This window comes from Nostoc punctiforme PCC 73102 (assembly GCF_000020025.1).
GTDB classification, from domain to species: Bacteria; Cyanobacteriota; Cyanobacteriia; order Cyanobacteriales; family Nostocaceae; genus Nostoc; species Nostoc punctiforme.
Genome location: NC_010628.1, coordinates 1,241,740 through 1,259,397, shown reverse-complemented (window position 1 = coordinate 1,259,397; position 17,658 = coordinate 1,241,740). Strand labels below are relative to the sequence as shown.

The following is a 17,658-nucleotide window of genomic DNA, read 5'->3' as shown; positions in this document are numbered from 1 at the left end:
ATCAGAGTTAGAGGATGTTATGAACATCACTTTTTCACTACTTAAGGCTTTGTCCATAGTGCAATATGCTTGAGTTAAGGCTTGATTCTCTCTAACCCTCCTTAAAAAGGAGGGAATTAGAGCAAGCCTTGTGTTTACACGGTAGAGTTGAGAGAAAAGGAACAGTATGGTAAAAATCAGGTTATCCCGTCCTGCTGAGACCTAAGTTGTGTCTCTGGCTTAGTTAAGCCAGCAGGTAAAGCCCCATGTTCAGATCCCGAAGCTTTATTAGGATAATCTGGAGGTTTTGAGCCACCCGATCGCTTCCGAGAAAATATAGCCTGAGCTAGGGTCTTGACTAGGATATACAAAATTGGCACCAAGAACAAACTCAAGAATGTTGAAAGCAGCAACCCTCCAAAGAGCGCTGTTCCTAAAGACCAACGGCTGCTGGCTCCAGCCCCTTGAGAGATCACCAAGGGCAAAAATCCTAACAGCGCTGCAAAAGAAGTCATTAAGATGGGTCGCAGACGCTCTTGTCCCGCTTTCACCGCCGCGCGTGTGTAGCTCATGCCTTGCTCATGCAGCTGATTAGCAAATTCCACAACTAAAATCGCGTTTTTTGCAGCTAGACCAATCAAAGTTACTAGACCCACTTGGCAATAGATATCATCCACTACTTTGGGGAAGAGACTACCTGCCATAAAAATATTGGAACGTAGCCAAATCGCCGTCATCGCTCCCAAAACAGCTAGGGGAACTGTCAGCAAAATAATGATTGGGTCAACATAGCTTTCATACTGAGCCGCCAACACCAGAAAGACAATAACGATCGCTAAAGCAAAAATTAAGCCTGTAGCTCCCCCTGATGTCTTCTCCTGGAGATAAGTCCCTGTCCACTCATAACCAAATCCTTGAGGTAACATTTCTGCTGCTACTTGCTCCATTGCTTTAATCGCCTCTCCTGAACTAGCACCGGGAGCAGGAGCGCCCTGGACTTTGATTGATCGGTACAAGTTGTAATGGGAGATGGTTTTTGGACCCACAAAGGGAGTAACTTTCACCAAACTGCTCAACGGAATCATCGCCCCGTTTGCAGAGCGAACATAGAGTTTGCCAATATCATCTGGATTAGAGCGGAAAACCCCATCTGCTTGGACATATACTCGATACTGTCGCTGTCCTTGGACAAAGTTATTTACATATTGCGACCCCAAGTAAGTTTGCAACGCTCCAAAGATGTCGTTAATCTCCACATTGAGAGCTTTGGCTTGGTTGCGGTTTACCTGAATGTCAAATTGGGGAGTGTCTGCGGTGAACTGAGTGAAAACTCGTTGTAAAACAGGCTTTTTATTTGCGGCTGCAATAAATTTTTTAGCAGTCTCAACTAGGGTTTCAATTGGCGCACTTCCAGTTCGGTCTTGAATGATAAACTCAAAACCACCTGTACTACTTAACCCTCTAACCGGAGGAGCATTCACTGCGATCGCTCTAGCTTCTGTAATTGCTGAGAGCTTTTTGTTCAGCCTCTGAAGTATCCCATAAACAGATTGAGATTCTTTAGCTCTTTCTTTCCAGGGTTTCAGGTTAGCAAAGGCAATGCCCAAATTAGAAGCATTACCATCGAAACCAAAGCCACTGATCATAAAACTAGCTCTAACTTCGGGAGCTGATGTTACTTCTTTGACAACCCGATCCATAACAGATTCGGTGTACTTCAAAGAAACCCCATCTGGCCCTTGGACAATTACAAAGAAATAACCCTGATCTTCCTCTGGAATAAACCCAGTAGGAACTGCTCTGTACATTAAAACCGTTGCTACTAAACCAGTGATGAAGACTCCAACTACAATCGGCTTGACATGGGTAAGGTAGCTAACAAACCCAACATATCGCCGTGTGAACCAAGAAAATCCCCGATTAAATTGCGTAAAGAACCAACCCAAAGGGCCCCGTGCAGTCTGAGCAGGGCGCATCAGGATAGCTGCCATACTTGGAGAGAATGTTAAAGCATTGAAGGTGGAAATGGCAATGGAGCAAGCAACGGTTAACGCAAATTGTTTGTAGACAATCCCTGTAGTGCCTGGAATGAATGCAACAGGAATGAATACCGCCATGAGTACAAGTGAAGTGGCAATGATTGCCCCAGTCAACTCCTTCATCGCTTCGACAGCCGCCTCAAAGGGCCTCATGCCCTGCTCCAGTTTGACTGCAACTGCCTCCACTACAATAATGGCATCATCAACAACGATCCCGATCGCTAAAACGAAACCAAATAAGGTCAGTGTATTAATCTGAAATCCTAAAACCAAGAGAGCCGCGCATGTCCCAATCAGCGAAACGGGAATCGCCACAGTGGGAATGATCGTGGTACGCCAATCTTGCAGAAAGACGAAAATTACCAAGACCACCAGGATAATCGCCTCAACCAAAGTGTGCAGAACTTCTTCTAAAGAAATTTCCACAAATGGCGTGGTATCAAATGCCAACTGTGCTTTTAGTCCAGGTGGAAAACTCTTCTCCAGCGCTACGATCCGCTCTTCAACAGCATGAGCAACGTCTAAGGCATTACTACCCGGAAGTTGATATATCCCCAAACCCACGGCTGCCTTGGGAGCATTTCCTGGGATGGTAAATTTGGCATCAGCAAGATAGTTTTCTGCTCCTAGTTCAACTCGACCGACATCTCTGACTTTAACTAGGGTGCTATTCGTAGCGCTATTGCTAGTACTATTAGTGCCACCTTGACTCACCTTCAGCACCATATCTTCAAATTCAGCCGCATCTTTAAATCGACTGGTTGCCCGTAAAGCAAATTCAAAGCTTTGATTATCTGGTGCTGGTTCCTTACCAATCGCCCCTGCACCCACCTGAATATTTTGTTGTTGCAGGGCAGTTGTCACATCTTGAGGAGTTAGTTGATGTTGGGCAAGCTTGTTGGGATCGAGCCAAAGACGCATGGCATATTTGCGTTCCCCAAAAACCCTGGCACTTCCTACACCAGGAAGTCGTTTGATCTGATCGAGAATATACAGATCGACATAATTACTGATAAAAATGTTGTCATACTCATTATTTTCTGAGTAAAACCCATAAACCAGAAGGAGACTGCTTGATGCCGTTTCAACGGTGACACCTGTTCTTTGAACAGTATCTGGCAATTGAGGTGAAGCAAGTGCTTCTTTATTTTGAACGTTTACTTGAGCAATATCGCTATTAACATTAGTTGGGAAGGAGACAGTTATATTGCTAGAACCATCATTACCCGTGTTAGAAGATATATAAGATACATCTTTAACACCATTAATTTGTCGCTCGATAATGTTGGTGACAGTGTTTTCTGTTGTTTGAGCATCCGCACCAATATTGTTAGAGCTAACGGTGATTTGCACCGGAGCGAGATCCGGTAGCTGAGAAATTGGCAGGATGGGAATACAAATGCTTCCCAGCAGCAAGATGATAAACGTACAGACTGTAGTTAAGACTGGACGTTTGATAAAGGTGTTGACAAACATAAATCCAGGAACAGTTTAATTCTGGTTACGGACAGAGTGGCTTTTTATTAATATAAGGATTTATCAAGTCTTCATGTTAAATATTTTCTCCTTCCCATACTCCGTATGGGAATACATAGGTCTGGGCTGCTAACTACAAGGGAAATCAAGCTTTTTCAATTTGGGACTTACGTCAAACTACAAGCGTTCAGGGGCAATACTTTGCGGGTACTCCATTGGAGAACTCGTAGAATAGCTGCTTTGCGTCTACATGAATTGCCGTAAGAAGAAAATCTTTCTTTTCAGCGATTGTTTGCGTAAGTCCCGGACTTGTGGGTACACCATAGCCCCTTTGTAAGGGGCAATAGGACACAATTTGGTCTAATCAACTGAAAAATGCGGTAATGAATCCAAATTTCTAATGAGATTTGCCATTACCTTGAAAATTTAACAACTGATCGTCATTGACCCAAATCGCTTGTTGAGGTACAGAAATAGAAATTCCGGCTTTGTCTAGGGCGACTTTCAGGCGACGGCGGAACTCCCGTGCTACATCCCATTGCTTCAGGGGCTGTGTTTTAAACCATACACGAATAATCAAACCGCGATCACCAAATTGATCTATTCCCAAAACTTGGGGCGGTTCCAAAATTTGACGCTGCCATTGCATTTCTTGATTCATCTCGAAAGCAACTGTTTCAATCAACTTCAAAGCGTGTTCTGTATCGGCTTGGTAGGCAATGGGAATCGTTAAATCGGCTCGTGACCAACGACTAGAAAGATTGGCAACAACTTTAATTTCACTATTGGGAATCGTGATCAAGCGCCCTTCAGAATCCCGCAGTTGGGTCATCCGCAAATTCAGATTTTCTACTAAGCCTCCTACGTCTCCCACATTAATCACATCGCCTAAAGCATACTGGTCTTCTAGAATAATCAGGAAACCATTAATCGCATCTTTAATTAGGTTTTGCGAAGCTAAAGACACGGCAACACCAACCAAACTCGCACCCGCTAGCAAGGGAACGATATCTATCCCCAATGACACCAGCGCTAGCAAAAAGCCTACTCCTACGCAGAGACCAGTAGCGATGCTTTTAGTCACGCCAGAAAATGTGGAAACTCGCAGTTGCAGCCGTTCAGAACTTTCTGGAGTCAGTAAAGCACCACTGCTAATTAGAGTGGTGGTGAAGCGATCAATAAGGGCGTAGATGAGACGGATCGCTACGTAAGTTACCAGCAACACAACACCTAATCGCAAAGGAAATTGGGCAGCTGTGAGAATCCCTAGCTGAAATGGTCGTGTGTAGGGAAATAGACCCAAGATAAAGAAACTTCCACCACCCCAAATTCCAGCTTGAGTTAGCTGAAACAATCGTCTTTTGACTTCTTGGATATGCCGATGTTGCTGTTGATTTAGTTGTGTTGTAATTGGTTGGGCTGCTGCTGGTGAAATTGGGGCGTTTAGGGGCCATCTAAGAGGTTGAGAGGCAATGGGTTGTACTGAATCTTTTTTGGAACGGCGCTGCCAACTATATATCCCCCAACTCATGATAATCATTGCTAGTCCTGTGCCCGCAGCAATTTTACCTTGGTTGATTAAAAATTGAGTTTGTCTTTCTTGCTTTGCTTGTTGCAAGTCTTCTTGTAACGATTCCGCGATTTGATTTGCCGATGTCGATATATCTACCTCTCGCAATCCAGCATCCTCAGAAGTGATCGTCATCAGGTATTGATCGTTGACATAAATTACTGGTAAGTCGTTTACTTTACGAACTTCTACCTTGACTGCTGTTTTTGCTGGTGACTGAATGTAGTTTTGGCTTATTTTCTCCAACTTCTTTTGGATATCTTCTGAACGCTCAGGAAAGTTGGCTTTTGATGCTGCGATCTGAAATAACCGCCGACCATCTAAATAAATCCAGCCTGTGACAAGCCGATCGTTTGAATCACTACTGACACTGCTGGGAGTTTGTAATTGAGGTAACAATGGAATCTGGGCTGTGGCTTTTGCTACAGGTACAACGGCTATAGCCATTGAACTGGCGATGCCTACGGCGGGCAAAGCCAACGCCAAAAATTGAAAACGCACTCAAACACCTCCTTGAAAACAATTGACTATTGACTACTTCTATAACCATCCTCCGCAATTACATTGAGTAAATGTACTTATCTAAAGTCGAGGTTTTCTCTTTAGATAATGAAACTTCGATGTTGTTTTATTATTCCTCTATCTTTAGACAGTTGACAATGTACTTAAAATCAGCAATCAAAGCTTAGAAGAGTCTTACTCTTACCAAAGATAAAACAAAAGGGAAGAACCTGGCGATGAAGTTGACATTAGGGTAATCAAACGTCAAGCTAGTTTTGAGGACTATTGACAAGTGATTTGCTTTCTTTCAAGCAAAAATCGCAAGTTGTACAATAACCTAGTAGAGTGCGTAAAATTTACGTAGCTTTTTTAATTTTTTGAGGTAACTTTTGATGACCGCAACTTCTCCCCGATTAAAGCACGAGGTTAAAGACCTCGGCCTAGCTGCCTTGGGTAGACAGCGCATTGAATGGGCTGGACGCGAAATGCCAGTTTTGAAGCAAATTCGCGATCGCTTTGCGATCGAAAAGCCTTTCGCTGGTTTACGCCTTGTAGCTTGCGCCCACATTACAACAGAAACAGCACATTTGGCGATCGCTCTGAAAGCCGGTGGTGCAGATGCGCTATTAATTGCTAGCAATCCCTTATCAACCCAAGATGACGTAGCCGCTAGCCTCGTCGTCGATCATGAAATTCCCGTCTTTGCTCAAAAAGGCGAAGATAACGCAACATATAACCGCCACGTCCAAATAGCTTTAGATCATCGCCCCAACATTATTGTTGATGACGGTAGCGATGTGGTTGCAACTTTGGTACAAGAACGCCAACACCAAATCGCTGATTTGATTGGTAGCACCGAAGAAACCACCACTGGTATTGTGCGGTTACGCGCCATGTTTAGAGAAGGCGTTCTCACCTTCCCCGCCGTCAACGTCAACGATGCTGACACCAAGCACTTCTTTGATAATCGCTATGGTACTGGGCAATCAACCCTAGATGGCATTATCCGCGCCACAAATATTTTGTTGGCTGGTAAAAACATTGTCGTCGTCGGTTATGGCTGGTGTGGTAAAGGTACAGCCCTCCGCGCCCGTGGGATGGGTGCTAACGTCATCGTCACCGAAATCGACCCCATCAAGGCAATTGAAGCCGTAATGGATGGCTTCCGCGTCCTGCCAATGGCTGAAGCTGCACCCCAAGGTGATATTTTTATCACTGTGACTGGTAACAAGCACGTCGTTCGCGGTGAACACTTCGATGTGATGAAAGATGGTGCGATCGTTTGTAACTCCGGTCACTTTGACTTGGAACTTGATTTGAAATACTTGGCTGCACAAGCTAAGGAAATCAAAGAAGTTCGTCCTTTCACCGAAGAGTACAAGTTGAAAAATGGTAAATCAGTTGTCGTTCTCGGACAAGGACGCTTGATTAACCTAGCTGCGGCTGAAGGACACCCCAGCGCAGTAATGGATATGAGTTTTGCAAACCAAGCTTTGGCTTGTGAATTCCTGGTGAAGAATAAGGGTAAGTTGCAACCTGGTTTGCACTCAATCCCTGTTGAAGTCGATCAAGAAATTGCTCGGTTGAAGTTGCAGGCTATTGGTATCACGATTGATAGCCTAACAGCAGATCAAATTGAGTACATCAACTCTTGGACAAGTGGAACTTGATACATTGATTAGTTGATTTTTTAGGGGATAGGCTTTTGGGCTTATCCCTTTTTTTATAACTTATTTTAGTGTTACTTTAGTAGAAACAAAACATCAGCATAACTTTGGTATTTATTGTTATTAAATGACCAAGTTAATAAGAGTTCATCTTTATTAAAAGAGCGTGTATTTAAATATTCCTCTATTTTATCTTTTAACAGAGTATAATCTCTTTTGAGCTTCCAACTATCTTCTAAAGAATTAGTATCGACAACAATTAAAAATAAGCGATTACTTGCATCAAATCTTTGACTACCTTGTTGTTCATATAGCCAACGTAAAAGCTCATGAGGTTGTTGTACTGTTTCATTTATAATATCTTTTCTTATTTTAACAAAATTATTATAAAAATCTTGTATATCTTGATTTGAGCTTTCCGTAAAAGCTGTAATTAAATCAATTAATAGATCATTCTCATTTCGAGTTTTATCAAAAGGAATACTAAATTTTTTCGCTCCCTCTTTTAAATCAGATATTTCTTTTATTTTTAACTGTCTTGCCCTTCTTTTATTTTCCATGAAACCTTTAGGAAAATAAGTTACTTTTAGGTCAAAAGGTATATCGTCAATAAAAAAATCAACTTATTTAATTTGCCCCACAGTTGGTAAAATACGGTGATGGTCTTTAAAAATATCCTCGATTATAATTGATGTCCAATTATTATACCAGGAACACAAAACAAAACTTTTCAAACTATGTAAAATTTCATTCTCTACTTTTTCTATTAAATTATTATAATTAGTAATCTTTTTTATGTAATTATCAACTAAATACTTATTAATATCATTCTCATGGATACCACCCCAGTCAAAAACTCTTAACTTATATAATTCTCTTAGTAAATTTTGTTCGTTTGCACGACGTTTTCCCCTCTCGGCTTCATATATTTGATTAATAGAATCATGAATAGTTTTTGAAGAAATATTAGAATTAAAAAGGATTTCAAGATACTGCTTTACCCCTAAGTTATCTGAAGATATTTGTGCTTTTTGAAATAAATGTAAGTAATAATCTTTTCGAGCCAAAGAACGTAATTTTAAAAAATATAATCCTTCTGGAGATGATGTTAATTCAAAGAACTTATTTTCATTGTATAAGCGAGAAAGTTGAGAAAATGTATAACTCATTTATTTTGCAGTTCCAATATTATTTTTAGCTAATATTAGGTATTTCTTTAGACCAATTAGGTAAATTTTTTAAAAATTCCAATTTTATTTTATCTTCATTTCCAGGTTTTTGATATATTAAAACAAAATCATTTTTTAAACCTCCTTTTCTGTTATCTTGCACTACTGAATTTGCTGAATAATTCATTGGGAATAATCCCTGAAATTGCAATTTATCTGAAGATGGTATTACTTCTTGTAAAAACTTCCAACTAGCAGCATCTCTAGCATTAAAAAATAGAGCTAATATCCCACTAGGCTTAAGTATACGCGTAGCAGTCTGCATAAATTCAGTCATTTCATGAAGATAAAGTTTTTTATCCTTTAATCGAATACGGGCATTAGAGACTACAATTTCATGAGAAAAATCTGACTTTTTATCTATTAAAGAATTCCACATTTCACTCAATTCTAAGTATGGAATCCTATCACTATGTGGAGGATCGGTTAATACAAGTGAAATAGTTCCATCAGGGCAATTATTGAGAATTTTTCGATTATCACCTTGAATAATCGCTACTTCAGCTTTGTTATAAATAACATCTTCTACTCTTTTAGATACCTGATAACATTTTTCAAATTCATCTTCTTGAATGGATTTTAATAATCTATTTGCACGTTTAATAAAACAATTCCAAACATTGATTTCAAAATGTAGTGTTGGTCTCCAATATCCTATAACCCAACTACCAACTTCTATTTTATTTGTTGGCTGAGATTTTGTTTTACCTCTTCCTGTAATTGCAAAAACCATATTAGACATTTGACCTGAAGCAGATGTTAATGAGAGCAATAATGCAGATTTGATTGTATCTGGTTGTTTATGAATTGCATCAAGTAGTAAATCTATATTATGTAATGCGCGACCAGTGAATAAATCTTTCAGTGTTAAAGAATCATTTGTATTTATTCGGCTATTTTTAAAAAACTTAATTGGACGAGGTATTTGAGGTTGATATGCTTCAAATTCTTTCAATAGTTGATAGTCATAGTTAGTTGGCAACCTTTTATCATTTTTATTCATTTTTTGTGATAACTGCCAGACTGAATTTAGTTTATTCCCATTCCATAAATAGTGAGTTGCAAATTTTCCATCTTCTAGTAAGTAAGTTTTATAAATTTCTGACTTAACACTTCTTTCTAATTCATCAATTGCTTCTTTTAAAATATTTGGACTTGGTAAACCAATTAGTAAATTCGATAATTCTATTGCTATAGGATTAATATCAATACCTATAAACCGTCTTTGCCTAATTGCTGCTTCACGAGCTACTAAACCTGATCCTAAAAAAGGATCTAAAACTATGTCACCTTTTTTTGTTAAATTTTCAATTAGAAATGCTAGGGGTTCAATTGGTTTCTTCCCCCAATATTTATGAAAAGCAGCTAATCCTTTGTAGCCTTTTGGTAATACTATTGTTTGAGGATTTGTATGAGTCAGTTCTGCTTCAAATAAGTTTAACTGTTTAAAACTAGATTTCATGATTTATGTAATAATTTAAAGCATGTGGGATTTCAGAAATATAACTTAACAAGTTTGTATTTTATAATGGTTTCACAAAATTTAGATTAATTATTATTTCTTAATAAATTTTTACAAAAAATATAATGCAATGGATACCTTAGATAATTATCGCCAAATCATTCAAAAGATATTAACCGAATATGCCCAGCTTACCTATGCTTATGGAGAACTAGAAAGACAACTAATTATAGACAAAACCGCTAACCATTACCTGCTACTAACACTAGGCTGGGAAAATAATCAACGTGTGCATGGTTGCTTAGTCCATATTGACATTATCAACGATAAAATCTGGATTCAAAGAGACGGTATAGAATACGGTATAGCCAACGAACTTGTTAACGCTGGTATTCCTAAAAATCAAATTGTTCTCGCCTTCCAACCAGCCGATATCAGACAGTATACTGAATTTGCAGTTACTTAATTAAATCTAAAAGCTACTGCTAAACCTGGAATATTAGTGGCTATAACTTAAAACTATCAACTTGATATACCAGAAATATTCCTACATACACATATCATGCTAACCGTAACAATTGATGAAATCCAGCGAAATCTAACTAGCTACCTTCAACAAGTAGCAGCAGGGGAAAGTATTATTATCATGCAAGCAGGTAAAGCTATTGCAGAAATTAAACCAGTTTCAGCCACCTTTCGACAAATTAGACCTTATGGCTTATGTGCTGGCGAGTTCATTGTTCCAGATGATTTTGATAGTCCCTTACCTGAAGATATTTTGAATAGTTTTGAAGGGAAATGAAACAGAATAGAACAGCCTTTACATTTTAAAAGTGCATAAGAGTATGCTTTTTTCAACATTAAATAATCAGCACTCACTCGGAGCAATGGCTGCGGTGCGCTATTTTTATGCAAAAATACACGCACTAAGGGGCAATTCATGAATTGCCCCTACCTGAAAATCAGAGTTTTGGCTATTGTTTGCGTAAGTCCTGCTCACTTTTCGCTGTTCGACTGAAGACTCGATAGTATAGCGATGTACTAGTTTCTTTTAAGGGAAACAGCAGATAGGTGAGAGGATTTATTGCCACAATAATATTTCGGAAGTCTCGCCGAGCGAAAAATAAGACCGCACGAGCAACTTGCTGTGCAGACATCACTCCATAGGGATTGAGTTGACTCTTGAATGGGCCAAGAATTAACTTGCGAATTACACAATCCCCATCTAAACGCTTGAGAGTAACAATATCACCTAGCGATCGCTTGCTGAGTTCATAAAGTGGACTCAGCGCTGGAGAAACCTCAGCCTCAGAAGTGTTTACCCAGATTTCCTTAGTTGCTTTTGCTTGTGGCCCTGTTACAGTTGTCGAAAATATATCCATCAACCGCAATGCTGAAAAGGTATTCACCTCATAAGAAGAGTTGATAGCCTCCGATGTGCGCCTGGCGTAGACATTGATTCCGTGGTTGATAATTAAAATATCTACTTTCTCTAAACTATTCCTTAGTTCGGCTTCATTACCTAATTGCCAAGGAATCACCTTCACCCCAACTTGCTCTACTAATTTTTCTGGATTAGTAGTTAATGCCACGACTTTAGCATTGTTCCTTACCAGTTCAGCCGCCAAAGCTTGCCCTAACGCTCCTGATGCTCCGGTTAAAGCGATGGTTTTACCCTTGAGAGACAGCCCTGTACCAAGAATTTTATCCACTAAGGGAAAGACACCACTGTAGTAAGCGTTGACATCATCAAAATGATGCCGCCAATGGTAAGACCGATTCACCCACCAAATCGATGGAATTGTCTCTAGAGGACCGGGTAGGTGGTTGTAGTCTGTATCAATTTTTCCCTGAAAATATCGTACAGACGCGCCATACAAGAAGGTGGAACCATAAGCTACTCCCAGCCATAACCCCCATTGTTGGACAATTAAGGCAACGGCTACCAACACCACCAGCAGTAGACTCGATTCTAAAATGTCGTGATAGAGTTGCGATTCTTGGTAAATTCTCATGGAAACTATCGATAAATCGCGGCGATAAGCCATGTGGTGTTTGTTGTGCCATTTAGCAAGCCAATTGACTTGGTGACACAAAGCATGGTAGGTGTCTCTCAAGACCTCAGCAAGCAAAAGTGAAAAAAGTCCCCAACTAGCAAACTCTAAGCCGGCATTTAGCCAAACCCAATTAATTTGTAATCTTGCCTCAATTCCCATCAAGTTTTCAGCTAGCATTTTTATCATATTTGTCTATACTCGTTTTTATTAATCATTCTTCATGATCTGACAAAGGTGCGTTAAGGTCGAGTCTAGAGCAAATTAAAATCAAAGGGAATGGGAGTGGGGAATGGGAGCATACTTCTCTACGAGAGGCTGCGCCCTAAGCGTAGCTATGCCGCAGGCTTTACGACTACGCTCAGTAACCGGGGGAGCAGGGGAGGCAGAGGGAGAAATAAGCAATGCCCAATTACGAATTACGAACTTGTATTGAGCGCAGTCGAAATATTACGAATTACGAATTAGTTATGATATCCCAGTTGACTTTCACATAGCCAGGTTCAATGTGGGTAAAGTGTTGGCTCAATTGCTGATGTGCTTTTGGCAGAGCGTGAAAAGGAATTGATGCGTACAAATGATGCTCTGCATGATATGGCATATTCCACATGAAAAATCTTACAGGCCAAAGGGTTAGGGTTGTGCGCGTATTTGTGAGCAGATTAGCGTCAAGAGTGCAACCTGTATGTTCTGCTAGCAGAATGAAACGGAGAATCGGCTGACCGATAAGCAGGGGTAGCAGCCAATACAGGAAAAACCAAGGTTGACCAAATAGAATTGAGATTGCGATCGCACTTACATAAATACCTAATTGCCATCGAGTAGAGCGAATAACTTCGGCTCGTGCGGCTTCTGGCACAAATGGAAAATCGTCAAATTGACCTGTTGCAACCTGAAAATGCCCGCTTAATTTACCCTGCCACCACGGTAAACCGCTAATTATCAACAAGTATTTACCCAGATTACTCGGTTTGAGATCGGTTAGTTCGGGATCTTTGTCAGGAACGCGAGTGTAGCGATGATGCCATTTATGATAACGACGAAAGAATGTGCTGTTGTAAAATGAGAGCAAGCCGGAAAACCAAGCTACAGCTTCATTTAATCGATTGTTGGCAAAAGCCGTTCTGTGAACGCATTCGTGCATCGGTGCAAACATGGAAGCCAGACTGAAGCCATAAATTACCAGTGCTGGTATAGCCAGTGACCAATTGCCAAAGTTTGTTCCCCACAGATAGCCACTGCAAACCATGACTGTGAGGTGCAAAGCCAGTTGAACTAGCCCTTTGGAGTTGGAGCGATCGTTTAGAACACTTAACTCCTGTACACTGAGAATCTGACAGAGGTTTTGCTCTTTATCAGCTTTGTTATCCAATAATTCAGATTGAATAATTGCGTCAGACATAATTTTAAGTAGGTCGGCGTGAATAGTTGCGCGTGGGTTGCCTTCTAACTTCTCAATTCTGACTCTTGATTCCTGAATTCTAATCTAATTTTAATAGACGCTGTGAATTTAAAAGAATCTTGTTCCCTCCCCTTGTAAAGGGGAGGGTTAGGGTGGGGTAATTCGAGGACTGCTAGTGATTCGATAACTTGTGTGTACACCGTAGGTCAGGGGCAAGGGGAGCAGAGGGAGAAAAAACTTATTCTAAGCATATTGCAATTCAAAGGCTTGTTCAGCCTTTTATCTCCGTCAACGAGTATTTGAACTGGATGAATCCACCTTTTATCTCCGTCAACGAGTATTTGAACTGGATGAATCCACCTTTTATCTCCGTCAACGAGTATTTGAACTGGATGAATCCACCTTTTATCTCCATCAACGAGTGTTTGAACTGGATGAATCCACCTTTTATCTCCGTCAATGAGTGTTTGAACTGGATGAATCCACCTTTTATCTCCGTCAACGAGTGTTTGAACTGGATGAATCCACCTTTTATCTCCGTCAACGAGTGTTTGAACTGGATGAATCCACCTTTGATACTCATTAACCTAGCTCTTGTATGGAATATTATACTTCCTTCAATCTCAAGTGCCATACTACGGCTCTTCGATGTTTGGAGGCTGGGGATTTGCGATCGCAATTATGGGAAAGTTAATCAAGGTTGACTAGCAAAAATAACTATGATACATAAAAAACTCCCCTCTAAAATGAAGGGAGTCAAGAGTTAGTGATTATAAAGAACAAATCAACCAAGCGTTATTTGTTCAGTCGGGTGAGTGTCAAGGCTGTTTGCGCCAGTTACGTTTTTTCATCTTGGTTTGCCAAGACTCCATGTAGGTGTAGAAAACGGGTGTTAAATAAAGTGTGAGGAACTGCGAGAATACTAACCCCCCAACTACTGCTAAACCAAGGGGACGACGTGTATCTGCTCCGGCTCCCAAACCGAGGGCAATTGGTAAAGTTCCCATGAGTGCTGCCATTGTCGTCATCATAATTGGACGAAATCTCACCAAGCAGGCTTCATAGATAGCATCATAAGGGGTTTTGCCGTTGTGACGGGCAACGATCGCAAAGTCAACCATCATAATTCCGTTTTTCTTCACAATGCCAACTAGCAGAATGATGCCGACGAAAGCGTAAATATTCAAGTCAACTTGAAACAGCAACAGGGTCAGTATTGCTCCAAATCCAGCAGAAGGTAAGCTAGAAAGGATTGTTAACGGGTGAATGAAGTTCTCGTAGAGAATTCCCAACACGATATAAATCACCAAGATGGCAACCAGCAGTAGCAGTCCTAAACCCTGAATTGAAGATTGAAATGCTTGCGCTGAACCTTGGAAGCCTGTACTAATAGTAGGTGGCAGTGTTTGGCGGGCAAGTTCCTCAATTTTCCCAGTGACGTTACCTAGTGACACCCCTGGCTTCAGGTTAAAGGAGAAGGTGACAGATGCCAGTTGCCCTTTATGGTTGATAGTTAAGGGGCCTACATCTTTGCTCAAGGTTGCTACGGCATTGAGAGGTACAAGTTGTCCACTAGGGGCACGAACTGAGAGTAAATCTAGGGCGTTGGCATTTTGCTGATATTTTGGTTCCACGCCCATAATTACTTGGTATTGGCTATCGGGGGCGTAGATGGTAGAAACTTGGCGAGTACCATAAGCATTACTCAAAGCAGTTTCGATTTGATTGGCGGTCAAACCTAGAGCTGAAGCTTGGTCGCGGTTGATGTCTACTTTTACTTGCGGATTCTTGATTTGCAAATCGCTGTTAACATCTTGTAAATCTGAGAGCGATCGCAATTTCTCTTCTAAAGCTGGAGCGTATTGGTAAAGTTCCTGAATATTAGGACTTTGCAGAGTAAATTGATACTGTGCTTTTGTCTGTTGTCCACCCACATTAATCGCTGGGGGATTTTGCAAGAAAACCTTGATTCCGGGTACACCTGACAGCTTAGGCCGGAGTTCCTGGACAACTTCATCAGCACTGAGACGGCGCTCATCGCGGGGCTTGAGTTCAATTAAAAGCCGTCCCGCGTTGGCGGAAGCATTTGGGCCACCAGCCCCAACACTGGAGTTGATGGAATCAACATTAGGATCGCGATAAGCGATCGCAGCTACAGCTTGTTGATGTTTTACCATCTCATCAAAGGATATATCCTCTGATGCCTGAGTTGTTGCCGTAATTTGTCCAACATCTGCGTTGGGAACAAATCCTTTAGGCACAATGATAAATAGATACACTGTCGCTACAAGAATCGCTCCCGAAATCACCATCGTCGTGCGGTGATACTTGAGTGATTTCTTCAAACTCCAATCGTATCCGCCCAATATCACATTAAAAACGTTTTCCGAAAAGTTGTAGAGACGACGGTTAAAGTTTTTGATTCGGGACTGGAGACTAGGTGCTGGGCTTGCCGTGAGCGTAGTCGAATGGGACTCGGAGTTAAGAATTTCTCCCTCTCTCCCCTGCTCCTCATCTCCCCTACTCCCCTGCTCCCCTGCTCCCCTGCTCCCCCGGTTACTGAGCGTAGTCGTTGGCACAGCCTCTCGTAGAGAAGTATGCTCCTCATCCCCCTCACTCTCCTGCTCATGATGAGGTGGACTCAAGAATCTGGAACACAGCATTGGTGTCAAGCTGAGGGAAATTACGCCAGATACCAAGATTGCAACGCTAATAGTAACGGCAAACTCCCGAAACAGTCGCCCCAAAATGCCTTCCATGAAAAGGATTGGGATGAATACTGCTACCAGAGAGATGGTCATAGATAAAATTGTGAAACCAATCTCTCTAGAACCATTTAGGGCTGCTTCCATCCGGCTTTCGCCCATTTCCATGTGGCGGACAATATTCTCTAGCATGACTACCGCATCATCTACCACGAAACCTACTGAAAGGGTCAACGCCATCAGTGATAGGTTATCGAGGGAGAAACCCAGTAGTACCATGACTCCAAAGGTTGCTACTATCGAAAGCGGTACTGCCAAACTGGGAATAACAGTAGCAGAGATATTGCGGAGAAATAGAAAGATAACCAGCACCACCAGAGCGATGGTGAGCAACAGCGTGAATTGTACATCATCTACCGACTCCCGAATTGATTGGGAGCGATCATAGAGAATATCCATGTTCACAGCCGCCGGAATCTGTGTCCGAAAGGTAGGTAACAGTTTCTTGATTGCATCTACTACTTGAACAGTATTAGTTCCCGGTTGACGCTGAATTGCCAAAACGATCGCCCGCACCCCAGAATTTTTAGATTGGGACTTCTCCCCTGCTTCCCTGCTCTCTTTCTTAACAGGAAAATACCAACTCGCAATCTTGTCATTTTCCACGCTGTCCAGAACTTGACCTAGTTCTCCTAGCTGCACTGGTGCGCCGTTCTGATAAGCCACACTTAGAGAGCGATAGCTGGCGGCATCGTTGAGTTGACCGTTTGCTTGAATTGTAGAATTTTGCTGCTTACCGTAAAGTGTCCCCGTAGGCAGATTGACATTTCCGTTAGCGATCGCATCAGCGACTTCATCGATTCCTATGCCTTTGACACTCAGCGCTTCCGGGTCAAGCTGAATTCGTACCGCGTACTTTTGGGAACCAAACACCTGCACTTGTGCTACTCCATCCACCATTGACAGGCGTTGTGCCAGCAATGTTTCAGCGTACTTATCTACAGTTGAGAGGGGCAGAATAGACGAATTGAGGGAGATATAAAGGACTGGCTGATCCGCCGGATTTACCTTTCGGTAAGATGGCGGATTAGGCATATTTGTCGGTAACTGTTTTGCTCCCTTAGCGATCGCAGACTGGACATCTTGTGCCGCACCGTCAATATCCCGATTCAGGTCAAATTGCAGCGTCAGCTGTGTAGTACCCAAAGAACTGGTAGAGTTCATCGAACTCAATCCCGCGATGCTCGAAAACTGCTGCTCTAAAGGAGTTGCGACTGAGGCAGCCATCGTTTCTGGGCTAGCTCCGGGTAGATTAGCTGTTACCTGGAGTGTTGGATAATCTACATTGGGTAAGTCGCTAACAGGTAGCTGTTGGTAACTGATCAGTCCAAATATCAAAATGCCAACCATAACTAGAGTCGTCATGATTGGTCGCCGGATAAATAGCTCGGAAATGTTCATCTGAGTGCTAAGTAAGGAATAAAGATTGCTGTTAGCGGTAGATGGGCGTTGAGCCAGCGCTGATTGAAAAGTAATGAGTGCTGTTAGCAGTAGCCGAGCGTTTACCCGTGCTG

Annotated in this window: 12 protein-coding genes; 4 read left to right on the top strand and 8 right to left on the bottom strand. The window is 41.6% G+C overall.

Annotated features, from left to right (window positions below; genetic code table 11):
- Nucleotides 1-176 precede the first annotated feature (176 nt).
- Together NPUN_RS05375 and NPUN_RS05370 are read right to left on the bottom strand one after the other, a co-directional pair.
- On the bottom strand, nt 177-3,494 hold the full coding sequence (locus tag NPUN_RS05375) for an efflux RND transporter permease subunit (protein WP_012407803.1): 3,318 nt from the start codon (nt 3,492-3,494) through the stop codon (nt 177-179).
- 397 nt (nt 3,495-3,891) lie between these two features.
- Entirely contained in the window at nt 3,892-5,565 is a 1,674-nt protein-coding gene (locus NPUN_RS05370; protein ID WP_012407802.1) for a mechanosensitive ion channel family protein, read from the bottom strand.
- Nucleotides 5,566-5,957: 392 nt separating this feature from the next.
- Between NPUN_RS05370 and ahcY the strand changes: the two genes are divergently transcribed.
- Nucleotides 5,958-7,235 carry an adenosylhomocysteinase gene (gene ahcY / locus NPUN_RS05365; protein ID WP_012407801.1) on the top strand — a complete coding sequence of 426 codons (1,278 nt, stop codon included), beginning with the start codon at nt 5,958-5,960 and terminating at the stop codon, nt 7,233-7,235.
- Between the two features lie 71 nt (nt 7,236-7,306).
- Here the strand turns inward: ahcY and NPUN_RS37335 are convergent, their stop codons facing one another.
- From NPUN_RS37335 to NPUN_RS05355, 3 genes are all read right to left on the bottom strand, one after another.
- Nucleotides 7,307-7,792 carry a hypothetical protein gene (locus NPUN_RS37335; protein ID WP_012407800.1) on the bottom strand — a complete coding sequence of 162 codons (486 nt, stop codon included), beginning with the start codon at nt 7,790-7,792 and terminating at the stop codon, nt 7,307-7,309.
- A gap of 63 nt (nt 7,793-7,855) precedes the next feature.
- Nucleotides 7,856-8,401 carry a hypothetical protein gene (locus tag NPUN_RS37330; protein ID WP_012407799.1) on the bottom strand — a complete coding sequence of 182 codons (546 nt, stop codon included), beginning with the start codon at nt 8,399-8,401 and terminating at the stop codon, nt 7,856-7,858.
- Between the two features lie 25 nt (nt 8,402-8,426).
- Entirely contained in the window at nt 8,427-9,923 is a 1,497-nt protein-coding gene (locus NPUN_RS05355) for a DNA methyltransferase (RefSeq protein WP_012407798.1), read from the bottom strand.
- A 130-nt stretch (nt 9,924-10,053) separates the two neighbouring features.
- On the opposite strand from NPUN_RS05355, the gene NPUN_RS05350 reads away from it, so the two are divergent.
- On the top strand, nt 10,054-10,389 hold the full coding sequence (locus NPUN_RS05350; RefSeq protein ID WP_012407797.1) for a XisI protein: 336 nt from the start codon (nt 10,054-10,056) through the stop codon (nt 10,387-10,389).
- A 96-nt stretch (nt 10,390-10,485) separates the two neighbouring features.
- Nucleotides 10,486-10,725 (top strand): type II toxin-antitoxin system Phd/YefM family antitoxin, encoded by a 240-nt coding sequence (locus NPUN_RS05345; RefSeq protein WP_012407796.1) that lies wholly within the window; start codon nt 10,486-10,488, stop codon nt 10,723-10,725.
- A gap of 172 nt (nt 10,726-10,897) precedes the next feature.
- On the opposite strand, the gene NPUN_RS05340 is transcribed toward NPUN_RS05345, so the two are convergent.
- Both NPUN_RS05340 and NPUN_RS05335 read right to left on the bottom strand, forming a co-directional pair.
- A complete protein-coding gene (locus NPUN_RS05340) occupies nt 10,898-12,166 on the bottom strand; it encodes a bifunctional sterol desaturase/short chain dehydrogenase (RefSeq protein WP_012407795.1) in 1,269 nt (422 codons plus the stop codon).
- 268 nt (nt 12,167-12,434) lie between these two features.
- Nucleotides 12,435-13,379, bottom strand: coding sequence for a fatty acid desaturase family protein (locus NPUN_RS05335; protein ID WP_012407794.1), 945 nt, complete (start codon nt 13,377-13,379; stop codon nt 12,435-12,437).
- 308 nt (nt 13,380-13,687) lie between these two features.
- Here NPUN_RS05335 and NPUN_RS40390 point away from each other — a divergent pair, with 308 nt between their 5' ends.
- Nucleotides 13,688-14,083: a hypothetical protein gene (locus tag NPUN_RS40390; RefSeq protein ID WP_148220252.1), complete on the top strand. Its 396-nt coding sequence runs from the start codon at nt 13,688-13,690 to the stop codon at nt 14,081-14,083.
- A gap of 114 nt (nt 14,084-14,197) precedes the next feature.
- Here NPUN_RS40390 and NPUN_RS05325 read toward each other — a convergent pair whose 3' ends face one another.
- Nucleotides 14,198-17,545: an efflux RND transporter permease subunit gene (locus tag NPUN_RS05325; protein WP_012407793.1), complete on the bottom strand. Its 3,348-nt coding sequence runs from the start codon at nt 17,543-17,545 to the stop codon at nt 14,198-14,200.
- Nucleotides 17,546-17,658 lie beyond the last annotated feature (113 nt).